Source organism: Chroococcidiopsis sp. (genome assembly GCF_051657925.1).
In the GTDB taxonomy this organism is placed as follows: domain Bacteria; phylum Cyanobacteriota; class Cyanobacteriia; order Cyanobacteriales; family Chroococcidiopsidaceae; genus Chroococcidiopsis.
This window is the reverse complement of record NZ_JBOFLP010000148.1, coordinates 1-24,291: the sequence shown is the minus strand read 5'-3', so window position 1 is coordinate 24,291 and position 24,291 is coordinate 1. Positions and strand designations below refer to the sequence as shown.

The window sequence follows — 24,291 nt, the reverse complement described above, 5'->3', positions numbered from 1 at the left end:
TGCACGAGCCGCCGTAGAACCAAAATGTGGCTATCCTACGAGTTTACATAATACTTTCTAAGTCTAACCAATTAATTCTCAGCTTTCCATTACATTTTCCGAACATCAAGTTATTTGGGTTCGACTCAGATTGCTTGTTGTTGCTTAACGCAACGCGAGGTTAGTAGGTTTTACCTCCTATCTGAGATTCTAGAACAGATAAAAGTCGCTTTGACTCTAGGCAGAGCGATTATTTAATTAACTTATTTGTTCTAAATCTTTTCTGTTTTTCAATTTACCTTAAGCGGGTAACGCGATTCGAACGCGCGACATCAACCTTGGCAAGGTTGCGCTCTACCACTGAGCTATACCCGCAATTTACTGCGCATTTATTAATCTCTCAGATTTGGCTGAGTTTGTCAAGGTTTTTTCCGAGATTGTCAGTTATTAGCGAGCAGGGAGCAGGGAGCAGTGACCAGTTAATTCTCTACTTACGACTTCTCCCTTCTAGCTCTCAGTGCTGGGTACAAATACTATGCGAGGGGGATGAGATTGCTGCGAGTGTTTTTTTGAGCTGTTTGAAAATAGCTCGATCTCCTGGCGCTGTCTTTCTACAGCTACCCTGACTTGCTGGACTTGGCTGCCAATTTTGTCTATAGCCTCTAGCAGAGCAGTACCATCATCGCCATTGCTATTATATTTTGTATTATAAGTATTTTTAATAGCTTCACCCGTGAGTTGGTGAATTGACTTACCAGTTTCCCGTTCAATTCTGGTCAATAACTCTATATCTTCTGGTTCTAGCTCAATACCAATTGTGTTGCCTCGCATTTGTGCTACCTAATTTAGTCTGGACTACAAACTGAAAAATTATGTTTGATAGCGTACATTACTGGCTTATAGTTTATCACTAAATTAATGCCAATATATGCGCTGGAGATCGGCTCAAAGCAAAGACTTCAACTGACATGAACCTAACCTAATTTCAACTTATTACTATACCTCGATTGGAGGATTTTTACTAGACAAAAAAGGTAGCGCATATAACTAACGCTACCCACCATTTTTAGAGTATTGAGTAGCATTTTTCACTTGCCACTCCTGCATTGTCACTCGCCACTTTCTGCAATTGGCGATCGCTCGTTAGCAACGGCACTTTTCAGCGATGCGGCGGGCAAGGATTGAGAATTATTGTTGTAGGGTTCTACAGTAATATCGGAATGTAGTTGCCGCATCAAGCTAGCCATCTCAATCGCGTTCATGGCGTAGTCCCAACCCTTGTTGCTCTTAATTCCGGCTCTTTCCAGAGCTTGCTGCATCGAGTCTACAGTCAAAATACCAAAAATGACTGGTACGCCAGTTTGAAATCCTGCTGCAGCAATGCCCTTAGCTACTTCTCCCGCAACATAATCGAAATGGGGAGTTTGACCGCGAATGACTGCTCCAAGACAGATCACGGCATCATAGCGATGAGATAATGCTAATTGTCGCGCCACAATTGGCACTTCAAAACTACCAGGGACGTAAGCATAATCGACTTGACTGCCGTGAGGATTCGGATCGATGCCATGACGTTTCAGGCAATCTTGACATCCTTCTAACAGCTTACCAATCACTAAATCGTTAAACCGACCGATGACGATCGCAAACCGTAAAGGTTCTGTCTGAGTAAAAGTTCCCTCGAAAACTGCCATTACTAAATTAGTTATCAGTTGTCAGTTGTCAGCGTAGAGACATTACGTGTAAGTCTCTACAAAGTAGCGATCGCTTCTTGTCAATCGCGACGATCGACAAGGGCGATCGCCTCAAGTTGCTTATACGACCAAAAAGTTCAAAACACCGATGACGATCACTAGACCGAACCAGGCGATCGAACCGATCCAAAGCAGCCTTTTTGATTCCACCCAATTTTGGGGAGTAGCGTAAGCCACGGGAACGCCAATTACCAAAGCAAAGGACAAGAATACCAAGGCAACTAAAGTCAATTGAAACAGAGCAGATAACATCAGTATGTCTCCCTACACAGCAACAAACCAGAATAGATCTAGATTAAGCTCAAAGCTTGCTAATTTTGCTTATAACCTATATGTAACCTATCAGAAATTGTCACAATATAGGGAGTGGGTTATCAGTGACTAGTGACCAGCGAAGAAAGGGTGTAGGGTGTAGGGTGTAGGGTGTAGGGCAATTTTGAATGCGTGAATTTTGAGTTTGTAGTTGCCCCCTCAGCTTCCTCAGCTCTCTTCTCTCCCTCACTCCTCACTCCTCACTCCTCACTCCTCGCTCCTGGTTCATGGATTTAATTCTTTGTCATACAACAGCGGATTTTGATGCTCTGGGTGCGGCTGTGGGGCTGTCGCGGCTGTGGGCGGGAGCGAAGATCGTGCTGACGGGTGGTAGTCATCCAGCGGTAAAGGATTTTTTGGCACTGCATCGGGACGAATATGCATTGATCGAGCGCCGTTCTGTGAATCCAAAACAAATTCGCTCGCTGATTGTCGTCGATACACAACACCGCGATCGCTTGGGTGCGGCGGCGGAGTGGCTGGATTTGCCCCAAATCGAACAGATTGTTGTTTACGACCACCACTTAGAGATTGATAGCGATATTTCGACTACGGCAACTCATATTGCTGATGTGGGAGCGACCACGACGCTAATTGTCGAAGAGTTGCAAGCTCAGCAGGTGGAAATTACGCCGTTTGAAGCAACTGTGATGGCGTTGGGCATCCACGTTGATACGGGTTCGCTTTCATTTGACCAAGCTAACCATCGCGATGCGTTGGCTCTAGCATGGTTGATGCAGCAAGGAGCTAGCTTGCATGTTGTGCGGGATTACATCGATCCTGGGTTTTCACCGCAGTTGCAAGCATTGTTAACTGAGGCACTGGATAACTTCCACTGCGAGCGCTTACGGGGATATACAGTCACTTGGGTCTTGCTAAAAACTCCAGGTTATGTATCTGGATTATCTAGCTTGGCAGCGCGACTAATGGAATTGACCGAAAGCGATGCCGTCCTACTGGGGGCAAGGTATGCTTTGGGAGACAGTGGCGAACAAAGGCTGACAGTTATTGGGCGATCGCAAATTCCTGGAACAAATCTGAATGAATTGTTTCAGCCCCTCGGCGGTGGGGGACATTCTCAAGCTGCGTCTCTCTCGTTACGGGGTGTCGATGGGCAGGCAACTTTACAACACTTGGTAGACCGACTCAAAGCCACGATTCCCCATCCGCCGACAGCTAGGGAATTAATGTCATCCCCCGTCCGCACGATCCGCCCAGATACAACTATTGCCGAGGCACAACGGATTTTGCTGCGTTATGGTCACTCTGGATTGTCCGTGGTCGATCCTACAGGCAAGTTGGTAGGAATTATTTCCCGCCGCGATATTGATATTGCCCTGCACCACGGCTTCAGTCACGCGCCCGCCAAGGGGTATATGACCACAAATATCAAGACTATTACCCCAGAAACGACCCTGCCAGAAATTCAAGCGTTGATGGTGACATATGATATCGGACGCTTGCCAGTGTTGCAAGATGGAGAATTGCGTGGCATCGTCACCCGTACCGACGTACTGCGGGAACTGCATCAGGAAGGAGCGAGGAGCGAGGAGCGAGGGGTGAGAGGGAATGCTGTTGGTATTATTCCACCGGCGGCATTCTTGAGATTGTTGAGCGATCGCCTCGCCGCACCTTTTTGGGAACTGCTGACTCAAGCTTCTGCTCAGGCAGAACAGCGAGGTTGGCACTTGTATTTGGTTGGGGGAGGAGTGCGCGATTTACTGTTGGCAAAACAGAACGGTGCAGCACCCCTATACCTACAAGATATCGATCTAGTTGTAGATGGCTTTCATCGCGCTGCTGATGTAGGGGCGGGAGTGGAGTTAGCTCGCGCCCTTCAGCAACTTTACCCTGCTGCTCGTCTCGAAATTCATGGGGTATTTCAAACAGCAGCATTGTTGTGGCACAAAGACCCTATTTTCGGCTCTCTTTGGATTGATATTGCCACTGCACGCACGGAATTTTATCCCTATCCTGCTGCCAATCCTGAAGTAGAAGCGAGTTCCATTCGTCAAGACTTGTATCGACGCGACTTTACAATTAATTCCCTTGCCGTCCGTTTGACACCACCAAGAGCGGGGGAAATGTTAGATTTCTTTGGCGGATTGCTCGATTTACAGGCAAAGCAAATTCGGGTTTTACACCCCAACAGCTTTATTGAAGACCCAACTCGAATTTATCGTGCCGTCCGCTTTGCCGTTCGTTTAGAATTTGCGATCGAACCTCAGACGGAAAATTATATTCGCTATGCCATTAATAGCGGTATATACAAACGCACCCAAGGCAATAATTCCAGAGCGCCTGCCTTACAAACGCGATTGAAAAACGAGCTGAAATACATTTTGCAAGCACCCTACTGGCAAGCAGCATTAAGTTTACTGGGAGATTTAGATGCTTTGCAATGCCTGCATGAAACTTTGAAACTGGATAAAACTCTTTGGCAGCAGTTGCGGTTTTTGGAGCGTTGTTTGAGACGATTTCATCGGGAGTCGGGAGTCGGGAGTCGGGAGTCGGGAAAGGGAGCAGAGAGGCAGAGAGGCAGAGGGGCAGAGGGGCAGAGGGGCAGAGGAGAAATATTACCACTCACTCCTCACTCCTCACTCCTCACTCCTCCTTGGCTGTTACGTCTAGAGGTTCTCATCGCCTATCTTGCCCCAGAATACCGCGATCGCGTTGCCCAAAATTTACAATTACCCGATGATAGTATCAATCGCTTGCGCCGTTTACAACAGGCACAGGAGCGAGTCTTGACGGTTTTGCCTTCCTGTCTGCTACCCAGTCAAGTATTTGACTTGTTGCGGCAATACGACCTACCAATGCTAATCTTAATTGCTCTACGCAGTCCTCGCCCTGTGCGAGCGCTTGTCTGGCAATATGTCACCTATTGGGCTAACGTCCAACCACTATTAAACGGTCACGACTTGAAACAATTGGGATACAAACCAGGACCTCAATATCGTCAAATTCTCGACGATCTACTTGCTGCCACCCTAGATGGAATTATCCGCGATCGCACGGAGGCTGAGAGTTATCTATTTGAGCATTATCCCCGCTAGAAGAGAGCTGGGGGAGAGTCGCGGAGCTGAGGGAGCTGAGGGAGAAAAGTCACGGATCAAACTGCTCCCTGCTCCCTGCTCCCTGCTCCCTGGTAACTGACAACTGATAGCTGACTTACTGGTGCTGGTTGCATTTCGCCGCGAAAGTCTAGTAGTTGTACGAGAATAAGATAGGCGATCGCCAGTAGGATTGAAATTGCCCCTGTGATAATAGCAACAATTTTTGAGCGGTTCATGAATTGCCTCAAAAGTTAATTTTTTTTACTACTTATATATAATCTGGCATTTTTACCCATACATTAGCTTTCTTCACTTCCTCATCTCCCTCAGCCTCCTCAGCCTCCTCAGCTCATCCTCACCAATAATCTTAACTAGGATGAGATAGGTGCGATCGCTGTCGGCATTGGGCGATCGAGTGAGCCATAATAACTGTTGTCATTTTTGTTTGGAGCAAAGGTAGTTTGACGCGATGAAGACTGATACTACTGATTCGCCTACTTTTGAATCTAATCCTTCGGAGCGCCCAGCAGTCATTCAAACTTCTCAATTGCGGAAAGTTTACCGTACTGGCTTTTGGATGAATCAGAAAATTCCCTCGCTCAAAGGTTGCTCTCTAAGGGTATATCAGGGCGAAACTTTTGGTCTTTTGGGACCGAATGGAGCGGGTAAAACAACGCTCTTAAAATTATTGTTGGGTATTCTTCGCCCCACGAGCGGACAAGGTTTATTATTAGGTCAACCTTTAGGCGATCGCCCGATCAAACAACGCATCGGCTATTTACCAGAAAATGCTTATTACTACGACTATCTAACTGGTTGGGAAGTTTTAGAAATGGCAGCGGGACTGTTTCAAATTTCCCGCAGCGTTCAACGTCAGCGCATTCCTCAACTGCTGGAATTAGTCGGACTGCCATTAATTGCTGCCCGCAAAAAGCAACTACGCCAATATTCTAAGGGTATGGTGCAACGGGTAGGGATGGCACAAGCTTTGATCAATGACCCCGAATTAGTGTTTTTAGACGAGCCGATGTCTGGTTTAGATCCGTTAGGACGCTACCAGATGCGACAGATTATTCTTTCTCTCAAAGCTCAAGGCAAGACTATTTTTTTCAACAGTCATATCTTGTCTGAAGTCGAGCAAATTTGCGATCGCGTTGCCATCTTATCCCAAGGAAATTTAATTTGTAGCGGTTCCCTGGATGAATTATTGGGAACGACTGATGCTTATCATGTCAAAGGCAAAGGTGGTGATGTAGAAATACTCCGCCAATGGTTAACTAATTTGCAAATAGAAGCGGATGGGACTTGGAAAGGCGAACTTAGCGGCGAACCCTACGATTTTCTGACAAAGTTACGTTCTCTTGGCGGGCAGATCGTTGGCATGAATTTGTCTCGTCCTTCTTTGGAAGAATTTTTCTTGCAACAAATTTCTGCTGTACCAGGGAGCAGAGAGCAGGGAGCAGGGAGCAGCAGGGTGTAATAAGTCACAATTCAGGAAGCAGGGAGCGCACGAGCGCACGAGTAGGGTGTAAGTGTTGGGTAGCCGATCGCGCTGGTAAACTAGTTTAACGTCGCCGCAGTTTAACTATTCGATCTGTTACGCCTAATCAACCAGAACAGGAGTACTAACAGTAGTACAGCAATTGAAATTCTGGCAATGGGAGCAGTATACCAAACAACGACTTCATAACGCCTGCCAAGCAGGTATCCAGCGTAAGCCAAGGCAGTTTGCCAGATCGCCTCACCAGATATGACATGGAATAAGAATGGTAGCAATCTCATGCCGCTGATACCTGCTGGCAGTGCAATCAACGTGCGGACGCTGGGGATGGGGCGACTAAAAAAGACAGTTTTACCACCATGGCGATCGAACCAATCTTTGGCTCGCTCAATTTCTCCAAATGAGAGTTTTAGCCATTTGCGGTTGCGCCTAGCAAATACTTTCAAGCGCCGCTCGCCCAAGTATTTACCTGCCAAGTACCAAGGTACGATTGATAGAGTACAACCCAATACTCCAGCTAAAATCGCGTATGGTAAGCTCAGTTTGCCTTGGGCAGCTAAAAAGCCCGCGAAGGGTAAAACGATTTCTGGTGGAGTTGGAGCGATTAAGACTAGCAGGAAGATGCCCAGATATCCAAAAGAGTTAATAGCATCGGTCATTCCTTCAAGCATTCGCTCGCTTCCTGCTACGTATGAGTTTAGTTCTTGTTCTAGCACCTAGCTGGAAGTCACTTTGCTTGAGGTAGAAATCATCGCTATTTCAATCTCATCTTCAGCAGGTTGTGTGACTTCAACACGTATCCCAGGACCAAAAAAACTTTCCATTTTATCTTGTTTTTTTTGCCACTGTTCCAGTGTCGCGAAAGGAGAATCAAATTCTAAAATTAACCCATAAGCACCATCGATTTGTGTTTCTCGCACGCCCTTAACAATCGGTCGTTCTTCATCCGTTGGCGCAAGTCCCAGCCGTTCTAACGCTGTATCTAAATGAGCTGACTGACCGTAACGATAGCGGGTAATATCCTGACGGACTTGATTTTGAGTTGCTGTAGCTTGCTGTTGGCGCAAAGCAACTACTTCAGGGGAAGTTGGTTGAGTGTATGGCACTGGCTTCAGTTCCGCTGCCGTCAACGCCAAACCTCCTAATAAAAGGGGAATGCCATAAAAAAAACCCACAAGGTTGAGTGTGGGATTATCAATAAAATAGGCAACGAATCCCACAATTGTAATTAAACCACCAACAACTAAACCTAGCTTTCCTAAAGATACTTGTGGCAACATACACGATCGCTTAACAACTTCTGCTTTATTATCAGTTATCAGCGACCAGTTATCAGTTGTCAGTGACCAGTGACCAGTTATGAGTCAACCGTCAACCGTCAACCAATTACCCATTAGCCACTACTAACAAATCATTTGTCGCTTTTAGCAATAGCTGGTGTATTGGTTAATAATTCTACTGCTGCTAAGTATTGTGGGTCTGCTGCGGTGGCGATTTGGTCGCGGCTGAGGCGATCGGTTGCTACGTTAAGATCTGGGACAATGCCCTGCTTGTGAATGTCTCGATGATTTGGGGTTTCGTATTTGGCAACGGTGACAGCCATACCCGAGCCATCCGATAGTTCAAACAAAGATTGAATTAAGCCTTTACCAAACGTCTTTTCGCCAAGAATTTTCGCTCGTCCGTTGTCTTGCAGCGCTCCAGCGAGAATTTCGCTGGCGCTAGCCGTACCGCGATCGACTAAGACGACTAGGGGGTCGTGAGTTAATGCCGAGCCAAAAGCTTCAAAATTTCCTTGGATGCCTTGGCGGTTAACCGTATAGACGATCGTACCTTCGTCCAACCATAGACGGGCAATTTCAATTCCCGATTGCAATAAGCCTCCAGGATTATTGCGTAAATCCAAAATGTATGCTTCAGCACCTTGTTTTTCTAAATTGGCGATCGCGTGGGCAACTTCTGCTGTGGCGTTGGCATTAAATTGAATCAGGCGTATGTAGCCGATCTCTGCTCCGCTAGGTGAGGTTTGGAGTTGGGCAACTACGGGATTGACAGCAATGCGATCGCGGGCTACCTGGATTTCTTTTGGCGAACCATCCCGTTCTACTATCAGCAGGACTTTACTGCCTGCCGGACCCCGCATTTTAGCTGCTGCTTCATCTAGAGTTAATTGGGTAGTCGGAATACCATCGATTTTGAGAATGCGATCGCGAGATTGAATACCTGCTTTTTCCGCTGGAGAACCAGCAATTGGTGCTACGACCTCTAACTCTCCTGTTTTGGAATTGAGGGCAATTTGCAGTCCTACACCTGTCAGTTCGCCAGAAGTATTAACTTGTAAACTACGATACTGTTCTGGTCGTAAAAAGCGAGTAAAAGGCTCGTTCAAACTTGCCAGCATTTTCTCGACTGTTTTGTATGCTGACTCTGGGTTGTCAAGGGGTTGTTTGAGTGCTTGTTGCCGCACTGCCGACCAATTTTGATGGTTAAACGTATCGTCCAGATAGGCGCGATTGACAATTCGCCATGCTTCTACTACCACTCTCTGCTCTTCCGTGATGGCGGTTGCTGGCTGAGTCCAAATACCCAACGCTAGCAGAATTGGCACGATCAACAAAACTCCGATCTGGAAAATTCGCTTTGACATCATCAGTTATCAGTTACTCAGTTATCAGTGGAACCAGGGAACAGGGGACAGGGAGTAGGGAGCAAGTTAATTCTGACTTCCGACTTCCGACTTCCGACTTCCGACTTCTTCCAACTGTCCTCTCGACTATGTTACTTTTTTTATAGAATCTGATGCAGTCTGGACGAGCAAATTGTTCGCGATCGCGATTAAGATCGAAATGACTGGATTTCCAGCCATTAGGAAACCTTGAAAAGACGATCCCTGCAAAGACAATCGGGAATTTGAACAGACGCAATCCATTTTTAGGAACTTTTGGTTGATGTTTAGTAAACAGGTAACTGATTCAAAAGCATACAACTGGTTTGAGGAGCGCTTGGAGATCCAGGCTCTTGCTGAAGATGTAACCAGTAAGTATGTCCCCCCACACGTCAACATTTTTTATTGTCTCGGTGGGATCACCTTGGTTTGCTTTTTAATCCAGTTTGCTACTGGATTCGCTATGACTTTCTACTACAAGCCGACTGTAACTGAAGCTTATGCTTCCGTACAGTATCTCATGACAGATGTGAACTTCGGCTGGTTGATCCGCTCCATCCACCGCTGGTCAGCCAGCATGATGGTGCTGATGATGATCTTGCATACATTCAGAGTTTACTTAACTGGCGGTTTCAAAAAGCCCCGCGAACTGACATGGGTAACAGGCGTAATTCTGGCAGTAATTACCGTTTCCTTTGGTGTAACGGGTTACTCGTTACCTTGGGATCAGGTCGGCTATTGGGCGGTAAAAATCGTTAGTGGTGTACCAGAAGCGATTCCAGTCGTCGGTACTCTCATTGCTGACTTGTTGCGCGGCGGTTCGAGTGTGGGTCAAGCAACGCTAACTCGCTACTACAGCGCTCATACCTTTGTCTTACCTTGGGCGATCGCTGTCTTCATGCTGCTGCATTTCCTGATGATCCGCAAGCAAGGTATTTCTGGTCCGTTGTAATTTGATGTTCGTCAATTGTCATTTGTCATTTGTCATTTGAATAAGACTGCTGACAAATGACGAATGACTAGTGACCAATGACAAAAAAAGGAGAACAACTTTAAAGATGGGAACACTAAAAAAACCAGACCTGAGCGACCCTCAATTACGTGCCAAGCTGGCTAAGGGCATGGGTCATAATTATTATGGCGAACCTGCTTGGCCTAACGACTTGCTCTATATTTTCCCTGTGGTAATTTTGGGAACGGGTGCTTGTATAGTCGCTTTATCCGTACTAGACCCAGCAATGGTAGGCGAACCAGCAAATCCTTTCGCTACGCCTCTGGAAATTTTACCTGAGTGGTATTTATATCCAGTATTCCAAATTCTGCGGTCAGTTCCCAATAAATTATTGGGAGTCATGCTGATGGCTTCCGTACCACTGGGGTTAATTCTGGTTCCATTTATTGAGAATGTCAATAAGTTCCAAAATCCCTTCCGCCGTCCAGTCGCAACAACTCTGTTTTTAGTTGGAACTTTAGTTACCTTGTGGCTCGGTATTGGTGCTACTTTCCCGATTGACAAATCTTTCACTTTCGGTCTGTTCTAATCGTTCAGTTCTGCACTTAATCAAGTGTATTAAGTACGGATTTGTCTTGACACCTGTGGGTTTCTCAAAAAGTGTATCTACCGAATGAGAAACGTTAACAGGTGTCAATTTTAGTTACAGAGACTTGATAGTAGTCGCGATTACAGAATAAAAAAAGAATAAGTAAACATTTATTGAGTTGACAAGCAATTAACATCGGATCGCGGTCAAGCCGTGGCATGTTGGAGCAAAATCATCTGAGGGTGTGTAGCGATTTAAAGTTACTGAACCAGGTACAAGACTGGTTTGAAGATTTTTGTCTTCAACATAGCGGTCAAATACCTTGGTCTGAGGGTCAACTATATCGCTTAAATTTAGCTTTAGCAGAAGGATTTACGAATGCGGTCAGACACGCCCATCAAGCCCTACCGCGAGAAACGGCGATAGATATCGATCTGTTATTATGGAGCGATCGCATTGAGATTAGAATTTGGGATCGGGGTCAGCCTTTTAACCCCGATGCAATTGCCGAACCTAAACCAGGAACCTTACAAGAAGGAGGCTATGGCTGGTTTCTATTGCGGCGCTTAGCAGATCGAGTCGTATACGAACGGGCTGCTGACGGCAGAAACTGTTTACTAATTGTAAAAAGCGATAAAAACCGCCAAGAAGTTAAAACATAAATCGCGCAGGGTAATTGGTGTTGTGTAATTAATGACAAATTTTTTACAATTCTCCTACTCCCCTGTACGGGCGGGTTTAACTGTAGAATTGTTTGCTCTTCGATAGGTATGCTGAAAACCCGCCCCTAAAACTCCCGACCCCTAGCTATCCTAGAGGCAGAGCAGCTTAATAGAAAGAACATGAGCCTCAAGTCTTTTCAACTTAGTTTTTCCCGCCTCTCTGGTTGGCTCACCCTATTCCTCTTCATCTGGTTATTGGGTGCGGTAGGTCTTGGCTGGTTAGTCAACTCATTTCTAATTTTAATGGGACTGCTGTTGTTGGCTCCCGCGATCGCATTCGTCTGGTTTCGCTGGTGGCTGCAACGCAACCTCGTTCAGTCTGAATGTCCGGTGTGTAGCTACGAACTAGCAGCACTCAATCGCACCCAACTTCAGTGTCCTAGTTGTGGCGAACTCTTGAAAGTAGAGCAAGGCAAGTTGAGTCGCTTAACACCTCCAGGGACGATTGACGTGCAAGCTGTGGAAGTCGCAGCTAGCTCGGAAGAGTGATAATTCAGTTATCAGTTAACAGTTATCAGTTAACAGTTGTCACTTGTCATTGGTCGTGGGTGCAGTGTTAACCAATGACAGATGACGAACGAGCGATAGACAAATCTATTCACCTTTTTTCTGAGAGATTGAAAGAGTATAAGGATATTGTCCTTGAGTGCGATCGCCTACGTATAGCGAGTATTTTCCTGCTTCCCAGTAACCTGATATTTCGGGAGCTTCTCCTGCTGCTGTATCCGCCAATACGCAAAAACGTCGTTTTCCTGGTCCTTCAATCAGTAGTGTAGGTTCTCCTTCGCTCTGTACTTGTAGCTTGAGATATGGTAAAGGTTCTGGTACTTGTAGCACCTGACTGGGAGTCGTACTGATGTTACCGCAATCGCTATTTTTTTCTCCTCCAGATCTACCTTTAACAACTAGGGGGTCTGCTTCTAATTGGGGGGGGACTTTTACTACTGCTTCCTGAGCGAAAGTTGTAGCTGCGATCGCACAACTCATAATTAAAACGGAAGGTAGTATATTCCACTTTATTAACTTGTACATAGTAGCTTGCTTTGTCATTTTATTTATCCATTACGGACTTTAAATTACTAGGTTTAAACCACCTGAAATGCAGGTCATTTATTGGCTTTTCGAGAATCAAATGCTTGAATCTACTGCAACTATCACAAGGCTGAATCTGTTACTACCTCATAACCTCCGCCGCTAAATCTGCGTTTTCCGATAGAGCTTTAGCTGTAATTTGCAATTAATTTACAATGACGGTTAGACCGTTATTGAATCTAATTATAACAATTGGCTTTTCTCAAAAACTTGCGTAATTTCTCCATTTTTTGGGCGGAAAACCATTCATAACAAACATATATAGTTGTTTGTCAAGTTTTCCTATCCAAGTCAGTGTGTAGTTGTGCTTTGCATTAGCTACAATCGCCCTAATAACAGCGAGCAGCAACCAGTTGTCAGTTATCAGTGACCCGTGGCTGGTGGCTAGTGACTAGATGCTTCCGACTTGTGACTCGTGACTTGTGACTTGTGACTGCTCGCCACTCTCTTACTTTTTGGTAAAAGCATATGAATCCTCAATCAGAACAAGATTTGCAACAGCGTTTAGAACAACTAGAAAGAGAAGCAAATTCTGCATCTGCGGAGGTGACAAGACCGCAGCCTGCAACGCCTCAGATAGTACAACAGACAAAAATCGCTGCTAGCGAGCCATCGCCTTTGGGACAGTTTTTTAACTGGTTTCGTAATCTATCGAGTGTCAGCAAGCTTATAGTCATAAGTGTTGGAGCTGTATTTGGAATTGCAATTCTCAGAGCGGTGCTAAACCTAGTAGCAGCTGTCATCAGCTTAGGAGTGCTGGCATTGGTGTTGTATGTGGGATATCGGTTTTTTGTCAGTCGAGCTGAAACAAATAACCGATAGCTTGATGCCCGCGATCGAGGAGTGAAAACAAAGATAAGGGGAACTATTAAGATGGCGAATTCAAGTGTGAGGAGAAATGCCAATCGCGCTCGTCGTTCTGTGCAGGCGGAAAGCAAACCGCTACCACTAGCAACTAGACGCTTTGCAGCGTGGGCAGTAGAAGTTTCGCTGATTGCACTCAGCGGACTCATACCCTATAGCTTGGGAGAACAGGCAAAACTGGAGCCGTCGGGGGAGCAAGTCACCCCAAATCCAGTGGTCGCCCTGACTCAAAAAGCGATCGCCAGTACTCTCACTATACCCGCCGAACCGAGCGATCGCCGTCTCGTCACACCCCTGACGAATATATTTTGGTCTGTCGCTGTCGTCACTCCTTTGTTAGTAGGGGGATGGCAGCTGTATTTGCTGGGAAAAACAGGCAGTACTCTACCCAAGCGCTGGTTGGGGGTACGGGTTGTTTCTGCTGCTGGCACGGTTCCAGGTCTATCTCGGATCGCGATCCGAGAAACTTTGGGAATGTGGGGCTTACCACTCTCCGTAGCCTATATTATGTGGCGGGCGACGGCTTTTCCTCATGTGGGCATATTTTTCGGCTTGTCTTGTTTCTTCGTACTAGGTGAAGGCATGACTGCCCGTTTTCACCGTCAGCGGCGTTGTTGGCACGATTTAATTGCAGGCACTTACGTAGTGGATGCCAATCGCGCTATGACTATTTTGCCTGGAACTAGAGCGAAACAGTTAATAGGGAGCAGGGAGCAGGGAGCGCTTCGGTGCAGAGAGCAGGGAGCAGGGAGCGCTTCGGTGCAGGGAGCAGGGAGCAGGGGACTTGATAATAGTCCTTCGCCTCGGTTACAGCCTCAGCCATCAGTTGCTAAATCTGTCACTAATAAACCGAAAGTGCGGCGTAGTTGGTGGCAGTTGATGCGCCAACATCCTAATGTGTTACTATTTTTAGCTTTTTTGTCCTGCATGGTGGCAGTATTAGGAACCTTGATTGGAATTCAAATCTACATTCAGGCGCAAAAATACCAGCGGCAGTTGGCAGAGAATAAAAGCACGCAGTTTCTCACTCTCCTTCAATACCTAGATGCTAGTGGCACTACCCTGAGCGATCGCCAAAGGGCAATTCTGGCTTTAGGTACGATTGGCGATCCGCAGGTACTTCAGTTACTTGTCGATCTGCTCGGACAAGAGCAACGCCACGAGATTATCGGCACGGTACAGCAAGCTTTGGTTAGTTCTGGTTCCTCGGCTTTGCCATACTTACAGCGCTTGAATCAATCGATCGCAAATGAAATAGCTGCCGGACGTTATAGTAGTAGCCCTACCGAATTAGCTCGACGGACGCAACATTTGCAAGCCACTCAACAGGCGATCGGCAAAATTTTTGCAGTTTATGGTGGTAGGTTACAGGGCATGGATTTGAGCCGTGTTAATCTCGCGCCTAGCACCAGTCAAGATCGGGCTTTTACTCTAGAGCTAGAACGAGTCAATTTTGCTGGCGTAGCATTCAAAGGCGCTAATCTGAACCGTGCTAGTTTACCAGCCAGCCAGTGGCGTGACGCTGGAGCAGATCGGCACTGGGATACTTTTGACGACGCGATCGCCAATTTGAACCATGCCCAAATGAAGGGTGCTAACCTAACTAAAGCTAATCTCAGCCGCGTACCGATGGAGCGGATCGAGCTGATGCAGGCAAATCTCAACCAAGCCAATTTATCTGCTGCTAGTCTCGGTCATGCTAATCTCAGTAGCGCCCAACTCGTAGGGGCTAATTTACAAGCAGCAACTCTCGTAGATGCTAGCTTGACAGGAGCAAACTTAAGTACGGCAAATTTGTCTGATGTTAATTTACACGCCGCCCGTTTGAGTCGTGTCAGCGCTTTAGGCACGCGCTTGCAGTCAGCTAATTTGACCAAATCGAATTGGCAGGGGGCAGATTTATCGAGTGCGGATCTGAGTCATTCCAATCTCAGTCATGCTGACTTGAGCCTAGCGCGTCTCAGCAGCAGTAGTTTAAGTCATGCTCAAATGCAAAATATTAACCTGCGTCAAGCAGATTTGCGAATGGCAGATTTGCGCGGAGCGAATTTAGCAGGGGCTGACTTCCAGGGGACGATCCTGTTTAGTCCTCAACCTCCGGCATCAGGCGATCGCTTCATTGCCACGCCACCAGAATATACTCAAGCAGCATTAGTGCAGGGTGTTAATTTTAGCCAGGTGAAAAATTTAGATGCCCAGCAGATTGCTTATATTTGCGTTTATGGAGGATATCATCCACGTTGTCCTTAACGTTTTATTGTTCAACGTTTTATTCTTCTGCAACAAAGCGAACTTTTGCAGCCTGACCGACTAACAAGTTTTCTTGTAGGTTTTGAAATTGTACCTCGACTATATGAGTCCGATCTTGCTCTGGAATCGGATTAATTGTCACGACTGTTGCCTCAATCTTTTGGGCTGAAGCTGCTTTGCCTAGTTGTACGACTGCTCTTTGTCCTAAACGTAATGTATTAATTAAACTAGTACTAACAGAAACTCGTACTTTTAAAGATTTTAATTGCGCTAATTCTACTAGACCTCTACCAGCGTAGATGCGATCGCCCACAACTACGGGCAAATTCACAACAACGCCTGCTGCTTGAGCCGTGACTGGAAACGATCCTGTGAGATCTGATTCTTTTAGTAACAGAGAACGCTGCTGGTGAAGCAGATTTAGCCTCTGAGTTGCTTGACGAGACTGCGAACGAGCAAGTTGTGTCTGCCCTTCGATCGCAGCAAGTTGTTGTTGGTGTTCGAGTAGCGTTAGTTGCTTGCGAAGTTGCCACTGTCGGCGTTGTTGTTGCTCGATTTCTTGTAGGATTGCGCCTGTTTCTGCTTTAACTAAATTTGTTTTAGCGGCGGCTAACTGAGCTTGCGATCGCTCGACTTCACTTGAAGAAACTGCCCCCTGTCTAGCTAATTTTTTGAGGCGAGCGTGCTGCATTGCTGCTCTTAGGTATATGCCTTTAGCTTTTTGAACGACATCTTGTTGTTGTTGCCATAATTGTAAACTTAATGCAGCCTTACTCAAACGTGATTCTGTATCAAATAGTTGTTCGATCGCTCCGATTTTGCGATTAACAATTGATGTTTGTAGCTGGAGTTGCACTATTTTTTGAGCAGCATTTTCGTGTTGTTGTCGAGTTTTTTCAAGTTCTAAATTAGTCTGAAATCGTTCTTTTTGTAACCGATCAAGTTTTTGCCAACTCGCTAGATTTTCTAATTTTAATATCGGTTGACCGGGCTGAATGCGATCGCCAATATCGACATAGATTTCTTTTACAACTGCTGCTGTACTAGCAGAAACCTTCATTTTTTTGGCTGGATAAACTGTACCAGTAAACTCTAAATTTTCCACCGGAATATCTTGTTTGACAACCCTGGATAATGCAAATGAAGGTTGGGTATTTTGGCAAGTCAGATAAATTACTGTAGTTAAGCCAAATGCATAAATTGATAGTAATAATGATTCCCGCAAGCCGATATCTTTAAACCAGTTAAAAATGAGGCGATCGTTGTCATTCCATCTGGAGTGTTGCTGGTTGTTATTTAGAGGATTTTTTCCGAACAAAAGCATTGTCTGACTACAATTTATTACTAGTTTTTACTTGAAGAAAATTGAATTTTTAGATATTTTAAGCATAGATAAACAATTTTTATTGTAAGGTGGGCAATGCCCACCCTACGCTTAAATTTCACTTAAACCTCCTTCAGAAAGTGAAAGCCAGACCATTCTTAGCCCCCCTTAAAAAGGGGGATTGGAGGGATCTTCTGTGGCATAGTTTTACTGAAGTAGCCTAGTTGCAAAAAAATAAATTTAGCTGCCTTACAATCAGATATAGAACCTTACTGCTGCAAACAAGTGTTGTACACCAATTGGTGTAAATTTAACTGAACTACCAGAGAACTACGTAGAATTTCGGATCTATAACTTCGTGGAACTAAAATCAGTATGGCATAGGTATTTAAAATCACAGTGTAAATTCACACTCACTTAATTCAAAACTAGAGAAACTTGTCATTTTAATAAACACCATCAACAAAATAATCGTATTTTTACTGAGATCAACGCTCTCATTCGCTCCACAAACAACTTATGCTACGTGGTGAAGGTGAGCGGTCAACTACCAACTACCAACTACCAACTACCATAGAATTACAGAAATTGTTGGAGGTCTTGCCTCATGACCGCACCCCTGCTAGAGTGCCAGAATTACATCAACGGTCAATGGGTTGCCGCATCAGGTGAAACTCTAGAAAGCCGTAACCCCTCTGACTGGCGTGACGTAGTAGCAACTTTTCCCCGTTCCAGCGCTGCTGATGTCGATGCAGCCGTAGTAGCTGCCCGTAAAGCCTTTAAATCTTGGCGACTCGTACCTGCTCCCGCCCGTGCCGAAATAATTTATCGCGTGGGAGAATTACTGCTCCAACACAAAGAGAAACTCGCTCAACTCATTAGCAGGGAAATGGGTAAACCCCTGACAGAAGCCCGAGGAGACGTGCAAGAAGGCATTGATTGCGCCCTCTATATGGCAGGAGAAGGACGAAGGATGTTTGGGCAAACTACCCCTTCAGAAATGCCTAATAAGTTCGCGATGACAATGCGGATACCTGTAGGAGTTTGCGCCCTCATCACTCCCTGGAATTTTCCTGTGGCTATTCCTTGCTGGAAAGCTTTCCCCGCTTTGATTTGCGGTAATACAGTCATTCTCAAGCCAGCGGAAGATACTCCAACTTGCGTTCATTATCTCAGCCAGTTATTTCACAAAGCAGGTTTACCAAATGGCGTTGTTAATATCGTGCATGGTTTGGGAGAAGAGACAGGACGGGCGTTAGTCGAACATGCTGACGTAAATTTGGTGTCGTTTACCGGATCTTCAGAAACGGGGGCTGAAGTGGGTTCTGTTTGCGGACGCACTCACAAGCGTTCCTGCTTGGAAATGGGAGGTAAGAATGCTCAAATCGTGATGGCAGATGCCGATTTGCAACTGGCTTTAGATGGGGCTGTTTGGGGCGCTTTTGGCACTAGCGGACAGCGTTGTACTGCTACGAGTCGGCTGATCCTCCACCGCGATATTAAGGAAGAGTTTACTAACTTGTTGTTAGAAAGAGTTCATCAGTTACGATTAGGTCTTGGTACAGATCCGCAAACTGAAGTGGGACCGCTGATTAATTCTGCCCAATTGCAAAGGGTGAACCATTATTTAGAAATTGCCCGTGCTGAGGGGACAAAAGTATTGATTGGTGGAGATATAGCTAATACGGAAAATCTCGCACATGGCTTTTTCTTTGAGCCAACAATATTAGATAAAGTCACGCCAGAGATGCGCGTAGCGAAAGAAGAAATTTTTGGTCCTGTGGTGGCGCTAATAGAAGTCGAATCTTTTGAAGAGGCGATCGCCATTCTCAACAACACCCCATACGGTTTATCTTCTTCGGTTTATACCCGCGATGTCAATCTGGCGTTTCAGGCAATGCGCGATATTGAAGCTGGAATTACTTATATTAACGGTCCCACAATTGGGGCAGAAGTCCATTTGCCTTTTGGTGGTATGAAACAGACGGGAAACGGGCATCGGGAGGTGGGAACTGCGGCTTTAGATGTGTTTACAGAATGGAAAACTGTTTATGTAGATTATTCTGGGAGTTTGCAACGCGCCCAAATTGATAATCGCGCTACTTAATTTTCAACATTCTTACTAATCTATTTCTTGCCGCTGCTTGCAAATCAATGATTCTATCTGTTTCATCGACAATTTCGCCTGTAAGGATTTCTAATACGTCTTCGAGAGTGACAACACCGGAAACCGTGCCATATTCATCAACAACGACGACGAGGTGATTGCGGCTTTTTTGAAATGCTCTCAACAAGCGATCGGCATGAATCGTTTCTGGCACAAATCGAACTTTACGGGTGAATTCAGCAATTTTACGCTCGCGCTTTCCTTCTACCATTGCTGTTAGAAGTTCGTCTTTTAAAGTAACTCCAATAACTCGATCTAATGAATCTTCTATAACAATAATTCGCGTGTGTTGAGAATTAACTATATCTACTCTGCTTGCAGCTAGAGTCAAACCACCTCGTAAGTAAGTTAAAGCTGTTCTGGGAGTCATCAAATCGGCGGCCGTGAGGTCGTTTAGCATAAACACTCTCTGAATCATTTCGGCTTCATTATCCTCAATAATTCCTTCTTGATAGCCAATCTTTGCTAGTAACATGATTTCCGACTCATTTGTAGTCGGCAGTTTTTCTTTGCGTGTAAAAGGTGCTGTGGCTTTTTCCACGACCCAGACTAAGGGAGTGAAAATAAAAGTCAGTGCAGTTACAGGTAGAGCAGCGAGAAGAGCTAATCTTTGAGAATATCGTTCGCCTAAAGTTTTGGGAATAATTTCACCAAAGATGATGATGAGAAAAGTCAAAAGTCCAGAAAAAACTCCTAATAAAGTGTTACCTAAAACCGTCTCGGCAATGCGGCCGATCGCAATACTACCAACAATATTGAAAATATTATTGAGAATCACGATTGTCGCGATCGGGCGATTCATGCGATCTCGAATTGCTAGTAGTGCGACTGCGGCAGGATTTTTTGACTGTGCTAGCTGTCTGGCTTTAAGTGTAGAGACAGAAAATAAAGCAGCTTCTACGCTAGAACAGAGGGCAGAACCAGAAATGACAATCAGTACGGCAACAACTAAGGCAAGCATGACAAAATTGATAATTCAGAATTCATAATTATTAATTTAGAAATCATCGTAGAGGTATCGGGCTTATGGTGTATTTTTGGTCAAAAAGGACACAGAAGATAAAATCAGTTGTCAGTTATCAGTTATCAGTTATCAGTGAAGAAAGGGTGTAGGGTGTGGGGTGTGGGGTGTAGTGAGTGGCTAGTGGCTGGTGGAACCAGTGGAACCAGAATTGCTCCCGACATCTCCTCTGCCCCTCTGCTCCTCTGCTCCCTTGTCTCCCTTTGCCCCCTAATCCCCACTTCCTCCGGTCGCGGGGTCCCCGAGTTCCCCCTTGTCTCCCTTGTCCTCTCTATGCTAAGTATCCCAATTAAACGCCCTCTGCCGCTTGTGCCTCAGTTAGTGACTTCCTTACCTGGTCCCCGCGCTCAAGTATTGGTAGAACGCGATCGCGCTGTTACTTCTCCTTCCTATACTCGTGGCTATCCGCTTGTGGTTGCCCGTGGTGAAGGCTGTATGGTGGAAGATGTCGATGGTAACGTATTTTTAGATCTAACCGCAGGTATTGCCGTAGCATCGACTGGACACGCTCATCCTGAAGTTGTAGCAGCAGTTCAAGCACAAGCTGCCAATTTGCTACATATGTCGGGAACTGATTTTTACTACGAGTCGATGGTGGAGTTGGCGGAAAATTTAGCAACTCGCGCCCCTTTTCTGATTCCGGCAAAAGTCTTTTTTAGTAATTCTGGGGCTGAGTCTAATGAGGGGGCGCTGAAACTTGCTCGTTACTATACGAGACGTTCTCAAGTTGTTGCTTTCTTGGGTGCATTCCACGGACGTACTTACGGGGCAATGTCGCTGACAGGTTCTAAAGCCTTGCAACGACAGCACTTCGGTCCTCTATTACCAGGAGTGACTCACATTCCCTATGGTACTCATGCAGCGTTAGACTATTTAGAATCAAAGCTTTTTCCTACCGTTCTTCCCCCAGAGGATGTTGCAGCAATTTTTGTCGAACCAATTCAAGGGGAAGGCGGCTATATTGTGCCGGAAGATGGTTTTTTAAAACGAATTCGACAGATTTGCGATCGCCACGGTATTTTGATGGTTGTCGATGAAGTGCAAGCGGGGATGGGTCGGACTGGGCGCTTATTTGCGATCGAGCATTGGGGTGTAGTGCCGGATATTATTACTTTGGCAAAAGGCATTGCTAGCGGTCTACCTTTGGGCGCAATTTTAGCGCGATCGCACCTGATGACTTGGCAACCTGGCTCTCACGCTACGACATTTGGAGGTAATCCCGTGGCTTGTGCGGCGGCTAACGTAACCTTACGGTTGTTGGAAGGTGGTTTGATTGAAAATGCTCAAAACATGGGCAACTTATTGATATCCGGGCTTACGGAGCTGTCACAGCAATTTTCTTGTATCTCCCCTCCACGCGGTAAAGGATTGATGGTAGCAGTTGATGTCTTGGATGCGGATGGTAAGTTAGATTCAGAGCGGCGCGATCGCATTGTCGATTTTGCCTTTTTAAAGGGTTTGTTGCTCTTAGGTTGTGGCAAAGCAGCAATTCGTTTTTGTCCGCCCTTAGTCATTGACAGCAATCAAATTCAAGTTGCCCTGCAAATTCTCCAAGAGGTATTGAGTCAATAGTATAGTATTTCCAGCTTGAGTTATGAATGCTCGTAAAAGTTGTCATTGGTCATTTGTCATTTGTCATTTGTCAGACTCCTGGAGCGCACGTTACATTCAGATAAATAGCACTGTTTGCTGACTGTTCTTTTGATTTTTTGATTTTAACTTGCTTGCCAAGTGAGGAAACTCAAATGACTATTACTAATGAAACAGTTAATATTTCTCCGATAGAAACAGTATTAGCAGAAAAGCGAGTTGCATTTTATCACGTTGATTGGCAATCGTATGAGAAAATTTTAGAGGCTTTGGGCAATAACCGTGCTGCCAGGATTACTTATTATCAAGAAACTTTAGAAATTGCGACTCCTTTAGAAGAACACGAAAGCGCTCACGATCGCCTAGGCATTCTAATTCATATTTTGACAGAAGAACTCAATCTGAATATTAAAAGTATGGGTTCAACTACACTGAAAATACCGAATTTAAAAGTTGGCGCAGAACCAGACAAATGTTATTACATTCAAAACGAACCTGCTGTTAGAGGTAAAACAGTAGATTTATCTGTCGATCCACCCCCCGATCTAATTATAGAAGTAGATATTACTCACACAGATATTAATAAGAATCAACTTTATCAAGATATGAAAGTGCCTGAGTTCTGGCGCTACAATGGCAAAACCCTGAAAATTTATCTTTTAAGTCAAGAGCGATATCAAGAATCTGAAACTAGTCCTACATTTCCTTTATTAACTAAATCGACAATATATGAGTTTTTAGCTCAATGCAACACTCAAGGCGAAACTCAAACTAAACGCGCTTTCCGTGCCAAGCTAAGAGAGCAAGTTATGACACAGGAAGATTCATGACCGATATTAATTTAATTTCAGAATATAAATGCTTTGACGGGATGCAGGGTTTTTATAGCCATCATTCCCAAACTTGCAATATCGAGATGCGATTTGCCGTTTACCAACCACCTCAAGCGCGATCGCAATCTGTTCCAGTCCTCTATTTTCTCTCTGGCTTAACCTGCACTGAAGAAAATTTTATCACTAAAGCAGGGGCGCAAAGGTATGCTGCCGAGCATGGATTAATCTTAGTAGCTCCAGATACTAGCCCGCGCAATACGGGAATTGAGGGAGAAGATAAGGATTGGGATTTTGGTACGGGTGCGGGTTTTTATGTCGATGCAACAGAGGAACCGTGGCGATCGCACTATCAGATGTATAGTTATGTCGTGAAAGAATTACCTGAGTTAATCGTTTCACATTTTCCCGTCCAAGTCGAACGACAAGGAGTTTTCGGTCATTCTATGGGCGGACACGGGGCGTTAGTTTGTGCTTTACGCAATCCCGAACTATTCAAATCTGTTTCTGCTTTTGCACCGATTGCTGCACCAATGCAGTGTGCTTGGGGACAAAAGGCTTTTACAAATTATTTGGGGACAAATAAGGAAACTTGGCAAAATTATGATGCTAGCGAACTAATAATCAATAACAAAAACACTTCCCCCATCCTAATCGACCAAGGTACGGCAGATAAGTTTCTCAGTCAACAACAGTTGATGCCAGAGGTATTTGAACGAGCTTGTCATCAGGTTAAACAACCTTTAACTCTGCGCTTTCAGGAAGGATACGACCACAGTTATTACTTTATTGCTACCTTTGTGGGGGAGCATATTCGCCACCACGCTGCGACTTTGTGTCAATGAAATATACTACTCGATTCCCAGAGGGGCGGGTTTACGGGAAATGTCTGTTGGTAGCGAAGTTTGTTGACGAACCCGCCCTTACATTGTCGATGTCTAATTTGCCGATTCGAGTTGTTTTACCTCTTTTTCCTGTAGCAATAAACCCGTTAAATGAATAATAGATAGAACGATCGCGCCACCGGAAAGCAGGTAACTGTGGATGGTAAACAGATGTTGAACTGTGACAGTATTTACCGCGCCGCCACCCGTAAGGATATTACGAAGCTGAGAACCAATCGCTGGAAGCGCTTCAATCGTACCTAACTCAATTGTGAATCGCCAGTAACCAATTTGCGTCCAATCAAGTAATATTGCCGTCCAGCTTAAACCGATCGCGGTGAGTGTTAGTAAAATACCGCTAATCCAGGCAGTTATCCAGCTAGGGCGAAATCTTTCTCCTAAAAACATGACAACGATTTCAACCAAGGAGACACCGATTAAGCCATTACCAGCAAGAGAGTGAATCCGTTGGATTAACCAACCGTTAGGGATCTGAGTTGCGATCGCCCTCAGAGAATTGTACGCTCCCCCTGCTGTTGGTTCGTAGTAAAACGCCAGTAAAATTCCTGTCAGGGCGGCGATCGAACTTAAAGTCAGCATCACTACAGCCAGAACTGTAGCCAGTCGTCGCACTACAAAAGCGTAATAGCCATCTTTCATGACTGACCCCTGCTTTTGATGAAATTTCTTTGAGTATTTTTACCTTATCATGAATTTTTATTACTAAAATGTCAATCAG

25 protein-coding genes and 1 tRNA gene are annotated in these 24,291 nt (G+C 45.3%); 12 read left to right on the top strand and 14 right to left on the bottom strand.

The genetic code is table 11. The features are described from left to right. Nucleotides 1-282: 282 nt before the first annotated feature. The 5 genes from ACRC32_RS11775 to ACRC32_RS11755 form a co-directional block, all read right to left on the bottom strand. Nucleotides 283-354 (bottom strand) — tRNA-Gly (locus ACRC32_RS11775). A gap of 132 nt (nt 355-486) precedes the next feature. Then, nucleotides 487-810, bottom strand: coding sequence for a hypothetical protein (locus ACRC32_RS11770; protein ID WP_438554131.1), 324 nt, complete (start codon nt 808-810; stop codon nt 487-489). A gap of 278 nt (nt 811-1,088) precedes the next feature. After that, nucleotides 1,089-1,673 carry a 6,7-dimethyl-8-ribityllumazine synthase gene (gene ribH / locus ACRC32_RS11765; protein WP_438554130.1) on the bottom strand — a complete coding sequence of 195 codons (585 nt, stop codon included), beginning with the start codon at nt 1,671-1,673 and terminating at the stop codon, nt 1,089-1,091. A gap of 120 nt (nt 1,674-1,793) precedes the next feature. After that, the gene (gene psbZ / locus ACRC32_RS11760) at nt 1,794-1,985 is read right to left on the bottom strand and encodes a photosystem II reaction center protein PsbZ (RefSeq protein ID WP_039716389.1); all 192 of its coding nucleotides are present in this window, start codon (nt 1,983-1,985) and stop codon (nt 1,794-1,796) included. Between the two features lie 122 nt (nt 1,986-2,107). Beyond that, on the bottom strand, nt 2,108-2,242 hold the full coding sequence (locus ACRC32_RS11755; RefSeq protein ID WP_438554129.1) for a hypothetical protein: 135 nt from the start codon (nt 2,240-2,242) through the stop codon (nt 2,108-2,110). Between the two features lie 30 nt (nt 2,243-2,272). Here ACRC32_RS11755 and ACRC32_RS11750 point away from each other — a divergent pair, with 30 nt between their 5' ends. After that, entirely contained in the window at nt 2,273-5,101 is a 2,829-nt protein-coding gene (locus tag ACRC32_RS11750; RefSeq protein WP_438554128.1) for a CBS domain-containing protein, read from the top strand. Between the two features lie 56 nt (nt 5,102-5,157). Here the strand turns inward: ACRC32_RS11750 and ACRC32_RS11745 are convergent, their stop codons facing one another. Beyond that, a complete protein-coding gene (locus ACRC32_RS11745) occupies nt 5,158-5,337 on the bottom strand; it encodes a hypothetical protein (RefSeq protein WP_438554127.1) in 180 nt (59 codons plus the stop codon). Between the two features lie 233 nt (nt 5,338-5,570). Between ACRC32_RS11745 and ACRC32_RS11740 the strand changes: the two genes are divergently transcribed. After that, a complete protein-coding gene (locus ACRC32_RS11740) occupies nt 5,571-6,581 on the top strand; it encodes an ABC transporter ATP-binding protein (RefSeq protein ID WP_438554126.1) in 1,011 nt (336 codons plus the stop codon). A gap of 101 nt (nt 6,582-6,682) precedes the next feature. Here ACRC32_RS11740 and ACRC32_RS11735 read toward each other — a convergent pair whose 3' ends face one another. From ACRC32_RS11735 to ctpA, 3 genes are all read right to left on the bottom strand, one after another. After that, nucleotides 6,683-7,318: a DedA family protein gene (locus tag ACRC32_RS11735; RefSeq protein ID WP_438554125.1), complete on the bottom strand. Its 636-nt coding sequence runs from the start codon at nt 7,316-7,318 to the stop codon at nt 6,683-6,685. Next, nucleotides 7,319-7,882, bottom strand: a complete 564-nt coding sequence (locus ACRC32_RS11730) for a DUF2854 domain-containing protein (RefSeq protein ID WP_438554124.1) — start codon at nt 7,880-7,882, stop codon at nt 7,319-7,321. A 131-nt stretch (nt 7,883-8,013) separates the two neighbouring features. Further along, a complete protein-coding gene (gene ctpA, locus ACRC32_RS11725; protein ID WP_438554133.1) occupies nt 8,014-9,249 on the bottom strand; it encodes a carboxyl-terminal processing protease CtpA in 1,236 nt (411 codons plus the stop codon). A gap of 301 nt (nt 9,250-9,550) precedes the next feature. Here ctpA and petB point away from each other — a divergent pair, with 301 nt between their 5' ends. From petB to ACRC32_RS11705, 4 genes are all read left to right on the top strand, one after another. Next, nucleotides 9,551-10,219 (top strand): cytochrome b6, encoded by a 669-nt coding sequence (petB, locus tag ACRC32_RS11720; protein WP_015156072.1) that lies wholly within the window; start codon nt 9,551-9,553, stop codon nt 10,217-10,219. A 106-nt stretch (nt 10,220-10,325) separates the two neighbouring features. After that, on the top strand, nt 10,326-10,808 hold the full coding sequence (petD, locus tag ACRC32_RS11715; RefSeq protein ID WP_438554132.1) for a cytochrome b6-f complex subunit IV: 483 nt from the start codon (nt 10,326-10,328) through the stop codon (nt 10,806-10,808). Nucleotides 10,809-11,026: 218 nt separating this feature from the next. Continuing rightward, the gene (locus ACRC32_RS11710; protein ID WP_015156070.1) at nt 11,027-11,470 is read left to right on the top strand and encodes an ATP-binding protein; all 444 of its coding nucleotides are present in this window, start codon (nt 11,027-11,029) and stop codon (nt 11,468-11,470) included. A gap of 180 nt (nt 11,471-11,650) precedes the next feature. Next, on the top strand, nt 11,651-12,019 hold the full coding sequence (locus ACRC32_RS11705; RefSeq protein WP_015156069.1) for a hypothetical protein: 369 nt from the start codon (nt 11,651-11,653) through the stop codon (nt 12,017-12,019). 105 nt (nt 12,020-12,124) lie between these two features. Here the strand turns inward: ACRC32_RS11705 and ACRC32_RS11700 are convergent, their stop codons facing one another. Further along, nucleotides 12,125-12,580, bottom strand: coding sequence for a hypothetical protein (locus ACRC32_RS11700; protein WP_438554123.1), 456 nt, complete (start codon nt 12,578-12,580; stop codon nt 12,125-12,127). Nucleotides 12,581-13,090: 510 nt separating this feature from the next. Between ACRC32_RS11700 and ACRC32_RS11695 the strand changes: the two genes are divergently transcribed. Together ACRC32_RS11695 and ACRC32_RS11690 are read left to right on the top strand one after the other, a co-directional pair. Continuing rightward, the gene (locus ACRC32_RS11695; protein WP_438554122.1) at nt 13,091-13,444 is read left to right on the top strand and encodes a hypothetical protein; all 354 of its coding nucleotides are present in this window, start codon (nt 13,091-13,093) and stop codon (nt 13,442-13,444) included. 51 nt (nt 13,445-13,495) lie between these two features. Continuing rightward, entirely contained in the window at nt 13,496-15,736 is a 2,241-nt protein-coding gene (locus tag ACRC32_RS11690; RefSeq protein WP_438554121.1) for a pentapeptide repeat-containing protein, read from the top strand. 19 nt (nt 15,737-15,755) lie between these two features. Here ACRC32_RS11690 and ACRC32_RS11685 read toward each other — a convergent pair whose 3' ends face one another. Further along, a complete protein-coding gene (locus tag ACRC32_RS11685; protein ID WP_438554120.1) occupies nt 15,756-17,060 on the bottom strand; it encodes an efflux RND transporter periplasmic adaptor subunit in 1,305 nt (434 codons plus the stop codon). Between the two features lie 607 nt (nt 17,061-17,667). On the opposite strand from ACRC32_RS11685, the gene ACRC32_RS11680 reads away from it, so the two are divergent. Next, a complete protein-coding gene (locus ACRC32_RS11680) occupies nt 17,668-19,167 on the top strand; it encodes an aldehyde dehydrogenase family protein (protein ID WP_438554119.1) in 1,500 nt (499 codons plus the stop codon). Here ACRC32_RS11680 and ACRC32_RS11675 read toward each other — a convergent pair. Continuing rightward, the gene (locus ACRC32_RS11675) at nt 19,160-20,188 is read right to left on the bottom strand and encodes a hemolysin family protein (protein ID WP_438554118.1); all 1,029 of its coding nucleotides are present in this window, start codon (nt 20,186-20,188) and stop codon (nt 19,160-19,162) included. The genes ACRC32_RS11680 and ACRC32_RS11675 overlap by 8 nt on opposite strands. Nucleotides 20,189-20,313: 125 nt before the next feature. Beyond that, nucleotides 20,314-20,469, bottom strand: a complete 156-nt coding sequence (locus ACRC32_RS11670; RefSeq protein WP_438554117.1) for a hypothetical protein — start codon at nt 20,467-20,469, stop codon at nt 20,314-20,316. Between the two features lie 52 nt (nt 20,470-20,521). Here ACRC32_RS11670 and ACRC32_RS11665 point away from each other — a divergent pair, with 52 nt between their 5' ends. From ACRC32_RS11665 to fghA, 3 genes are all read left to right on the top strand, one after another. Beyond that, complete coding sequence (locus tag ACRC32_RS11665; RefSeq protein WP_438554116.1) at nt 20,522-21,820, top strand: acetyl ornithine aminotransferase family protein; 1,299 nt, start codon at nt 20,522-20,524, stop codon at nt 21,818-21,820. Nucleotides 21,821-21,993: 173 nt separating this feature from the next. Further along, nucleotides 21,994-22,668 (top strand): Uma2 family endonuclease, encoded by a 675-nt coding sequence (locus tag ACRC32_RS11660; RefSeq protein ID WP_438554115.1) that lies wholly within the window; start codon nt 21,994-21,996, stop codon nt 22,666-22,668. Next, the gene (gene fghA, locus ACRC32_RS11655) at nt 22,665-23,513 is read left to right on the top strand and encodes an S-formylglutathione hydrolase (RefSeq protein ID WP_438554114.1); all 849 of its coding nucleotides are present in this window, start codon (nt 22,665-22,667) and stop codon (nt 23,511-23,513) included. The genes ACRC32_RS11660 and fghA overlap by 4 nt, the downstream gene beginning before the upstream one ends. Nucleotides 23,514-23,606: 93 nt before the next feature. Here fghA and ACRC32_RS11650 read toward each other — a convergent pair whose 3' ends face one another. Beyond that, the gene (locus tag ACRC32_RS11650; protein ID WP_438554113.1) at nt 23,607-24,212 is read right to left on the bottom strand and encodes a cytochrome b N-terminal domain-containing protein; all 606 of its coding nucleotides are present in this window, start codon (nt 24,210-24,212) and stop codon (nt 23,607-23,609) included. Nucleotides 24,213-24,291: the final 79 nt, after the last annotated feature.

What these genes read in the sequence shown, in the direction of transcription:
- ACRC32_RS11770 (WP_438554131.1), bottom strand. Translation starts at nt 810, where the DNA reads ATGCGAGGCAACACAATTGGTATTGAGCTAGAACCAGAAGATATAGAG.
- ribH (WP_438554130.1), bottom strand. Translation starts at nt 1,673, where the DNA reads ATGGCAGTTTTCGAGGGAACTTTTACTCAGACAGAACCTTTACGGTTT.
- psbZ (WP_039716389.1), bottom strand. Translation starts at nt 1,985, where the DNA reads ATGTTATCTGCTCTGTTTCAATTGACTTTAGTTGCCTTGGTATTCTTG.
- ACRC32_RS11750 (WP_438554128.1), top strand. Translation starts at nt 2,273, where the DNA reads ATGGATTTAATTCTTTGTCATACAACAGCGGATTTTGATGCTCTGGGT.
- ACRC32_RS11745 (WP_438554127.1), bottom strand. Translation starts at nt 5,337, where the DNA reads ATGAACCGCTCAAAAATTGTTGCTATTATCACAGGGGCAATTTCAATC.
- ACRC32_RS11740 (WP_438554126.1), top strand. Translation starts at nt 5,571, where the DNA reads ATGAAGACTGATACTACTGATTCGCCTACTTTTGAATCTAATCCTTCG.
- ACRC32_RS11730 (WP_438554124.1), bottom strand. Translation starts at nt 7,882, where the DNA reads ATGTTGCCACAAGTATCTTTAGGAAAGCTAGGTTTAGTTGTTGGTGGT.
- ctpA (WP_438554133.1), bottom strand. Translation starts at nt 9,249, where the DNA reads ATGTCAAAGCGAATTTTCCAGATCGGAGTTTTGTTGATCGTGCCAATT.
- petB (WP_015156072.1), top strand. Translation starts at nt 9,551, where the DNA reads ATGTTTAGTAAACAGGTAACTGATTCAAAAGCATACAACTGGTTTGAG.
- petD (WP_438554132.1), top strand. Translation starts at nt 10,326, where the DNA reads ATGGGAACACTAAAAAAACCAGACCTGAGCGACCCTCAATTACGTGCC.
- ACRC32_RS11710 (WP_015156070.1), top strand. Translation starts at nt 11,027, where the DNA reads ATGTTGGAGCAAAATCATCTGAGGGTGTGTAGCGATTTAAAGTTACTG.
- ACRC32_RS11705 (WP_015156069.1), top strand. Translation starts at nt 11,651, where the DNA reads ATGAGCCTCAAGTCTTTTCAACTTAGTTTTTCCCGCCTCTCTGGTTGG.
- ACRC32_RS11700 (WP_438554123.1), bottom strand. Translation starts at nt 12,580, where the DNA reads ATGACAAAGCAAGCTACTATGTACAAGTTAATAAAGTGGAATATACTA.
- ACRC32_RS11695 (WP_438554122.1), top strand. Translation starts at nt 13,091, where the DNA reads ATGAATCCTCAATCAGAACAAGATTTGCAACAGCGTTTAGAACAACTA.
- ACRC32_RS11690 (WP_438554121.1), top strand. Translation starts at nt 13,496, where the DNA reads ATGGCGAATTCAAGTGTGAGGAGAAATGCCAATCGCGCTCGTCGTTCT.
- ACRC32_RS11685 (WP_438554120.1), bottom strand. Translation starts at nt 17,060, where the DNA reads ATGCTTTTGTTCGGAAAAAATCCTCTAAATAACAACCAGCAACACTCC.
- ACRC32_RS11680 (WP_438554119.1), top strand. Translation starts at nt 17,668, where the DNA reads ATGACCGCACCCCTGCTAGAGTGCCAGAATTACATCAACGGTCAATGG.
- ACRC32_RS11675 (WP_438554118.1), bottom strand. Translation starts at nt 20,188, where the DNA reads ATGCTTGCCTTAGTTGTTGCCGTACTGATTGTCATTTCTGGTTCTGCC.
- ACRC32_RS11665 (WP_438554116.1), top strand. Translation starts at nt 20,522, where the DNA reads ATGCTAAGTATCCCAATTAAACGCCCTCTGCCGCTTGTGCCTCAGTTA.
- ACRC32_RS11660 (WP_438554115.1), top strand. Translation starts at nt 21,994, where the DNA reads ATGACTATTACTAATGAAACAGTTAATATTTCTCCGATAGAAACAGTA.
- fghA (WP_438554114.1), top strand. Translation starts at nt 22,665, where the DNA reads ATGACCGATATTAATTTAATTTCAGAATATAAATGCTTTGACGGGATG.
- ACRC32_RS11650 (WP_438554113.1), bottom strand. Translation starts at nt 24,212, where the DNA reads ATGAAAGATGGCTATTACGCTTTTGTAGTGCGACGACTGGCTACAGTT.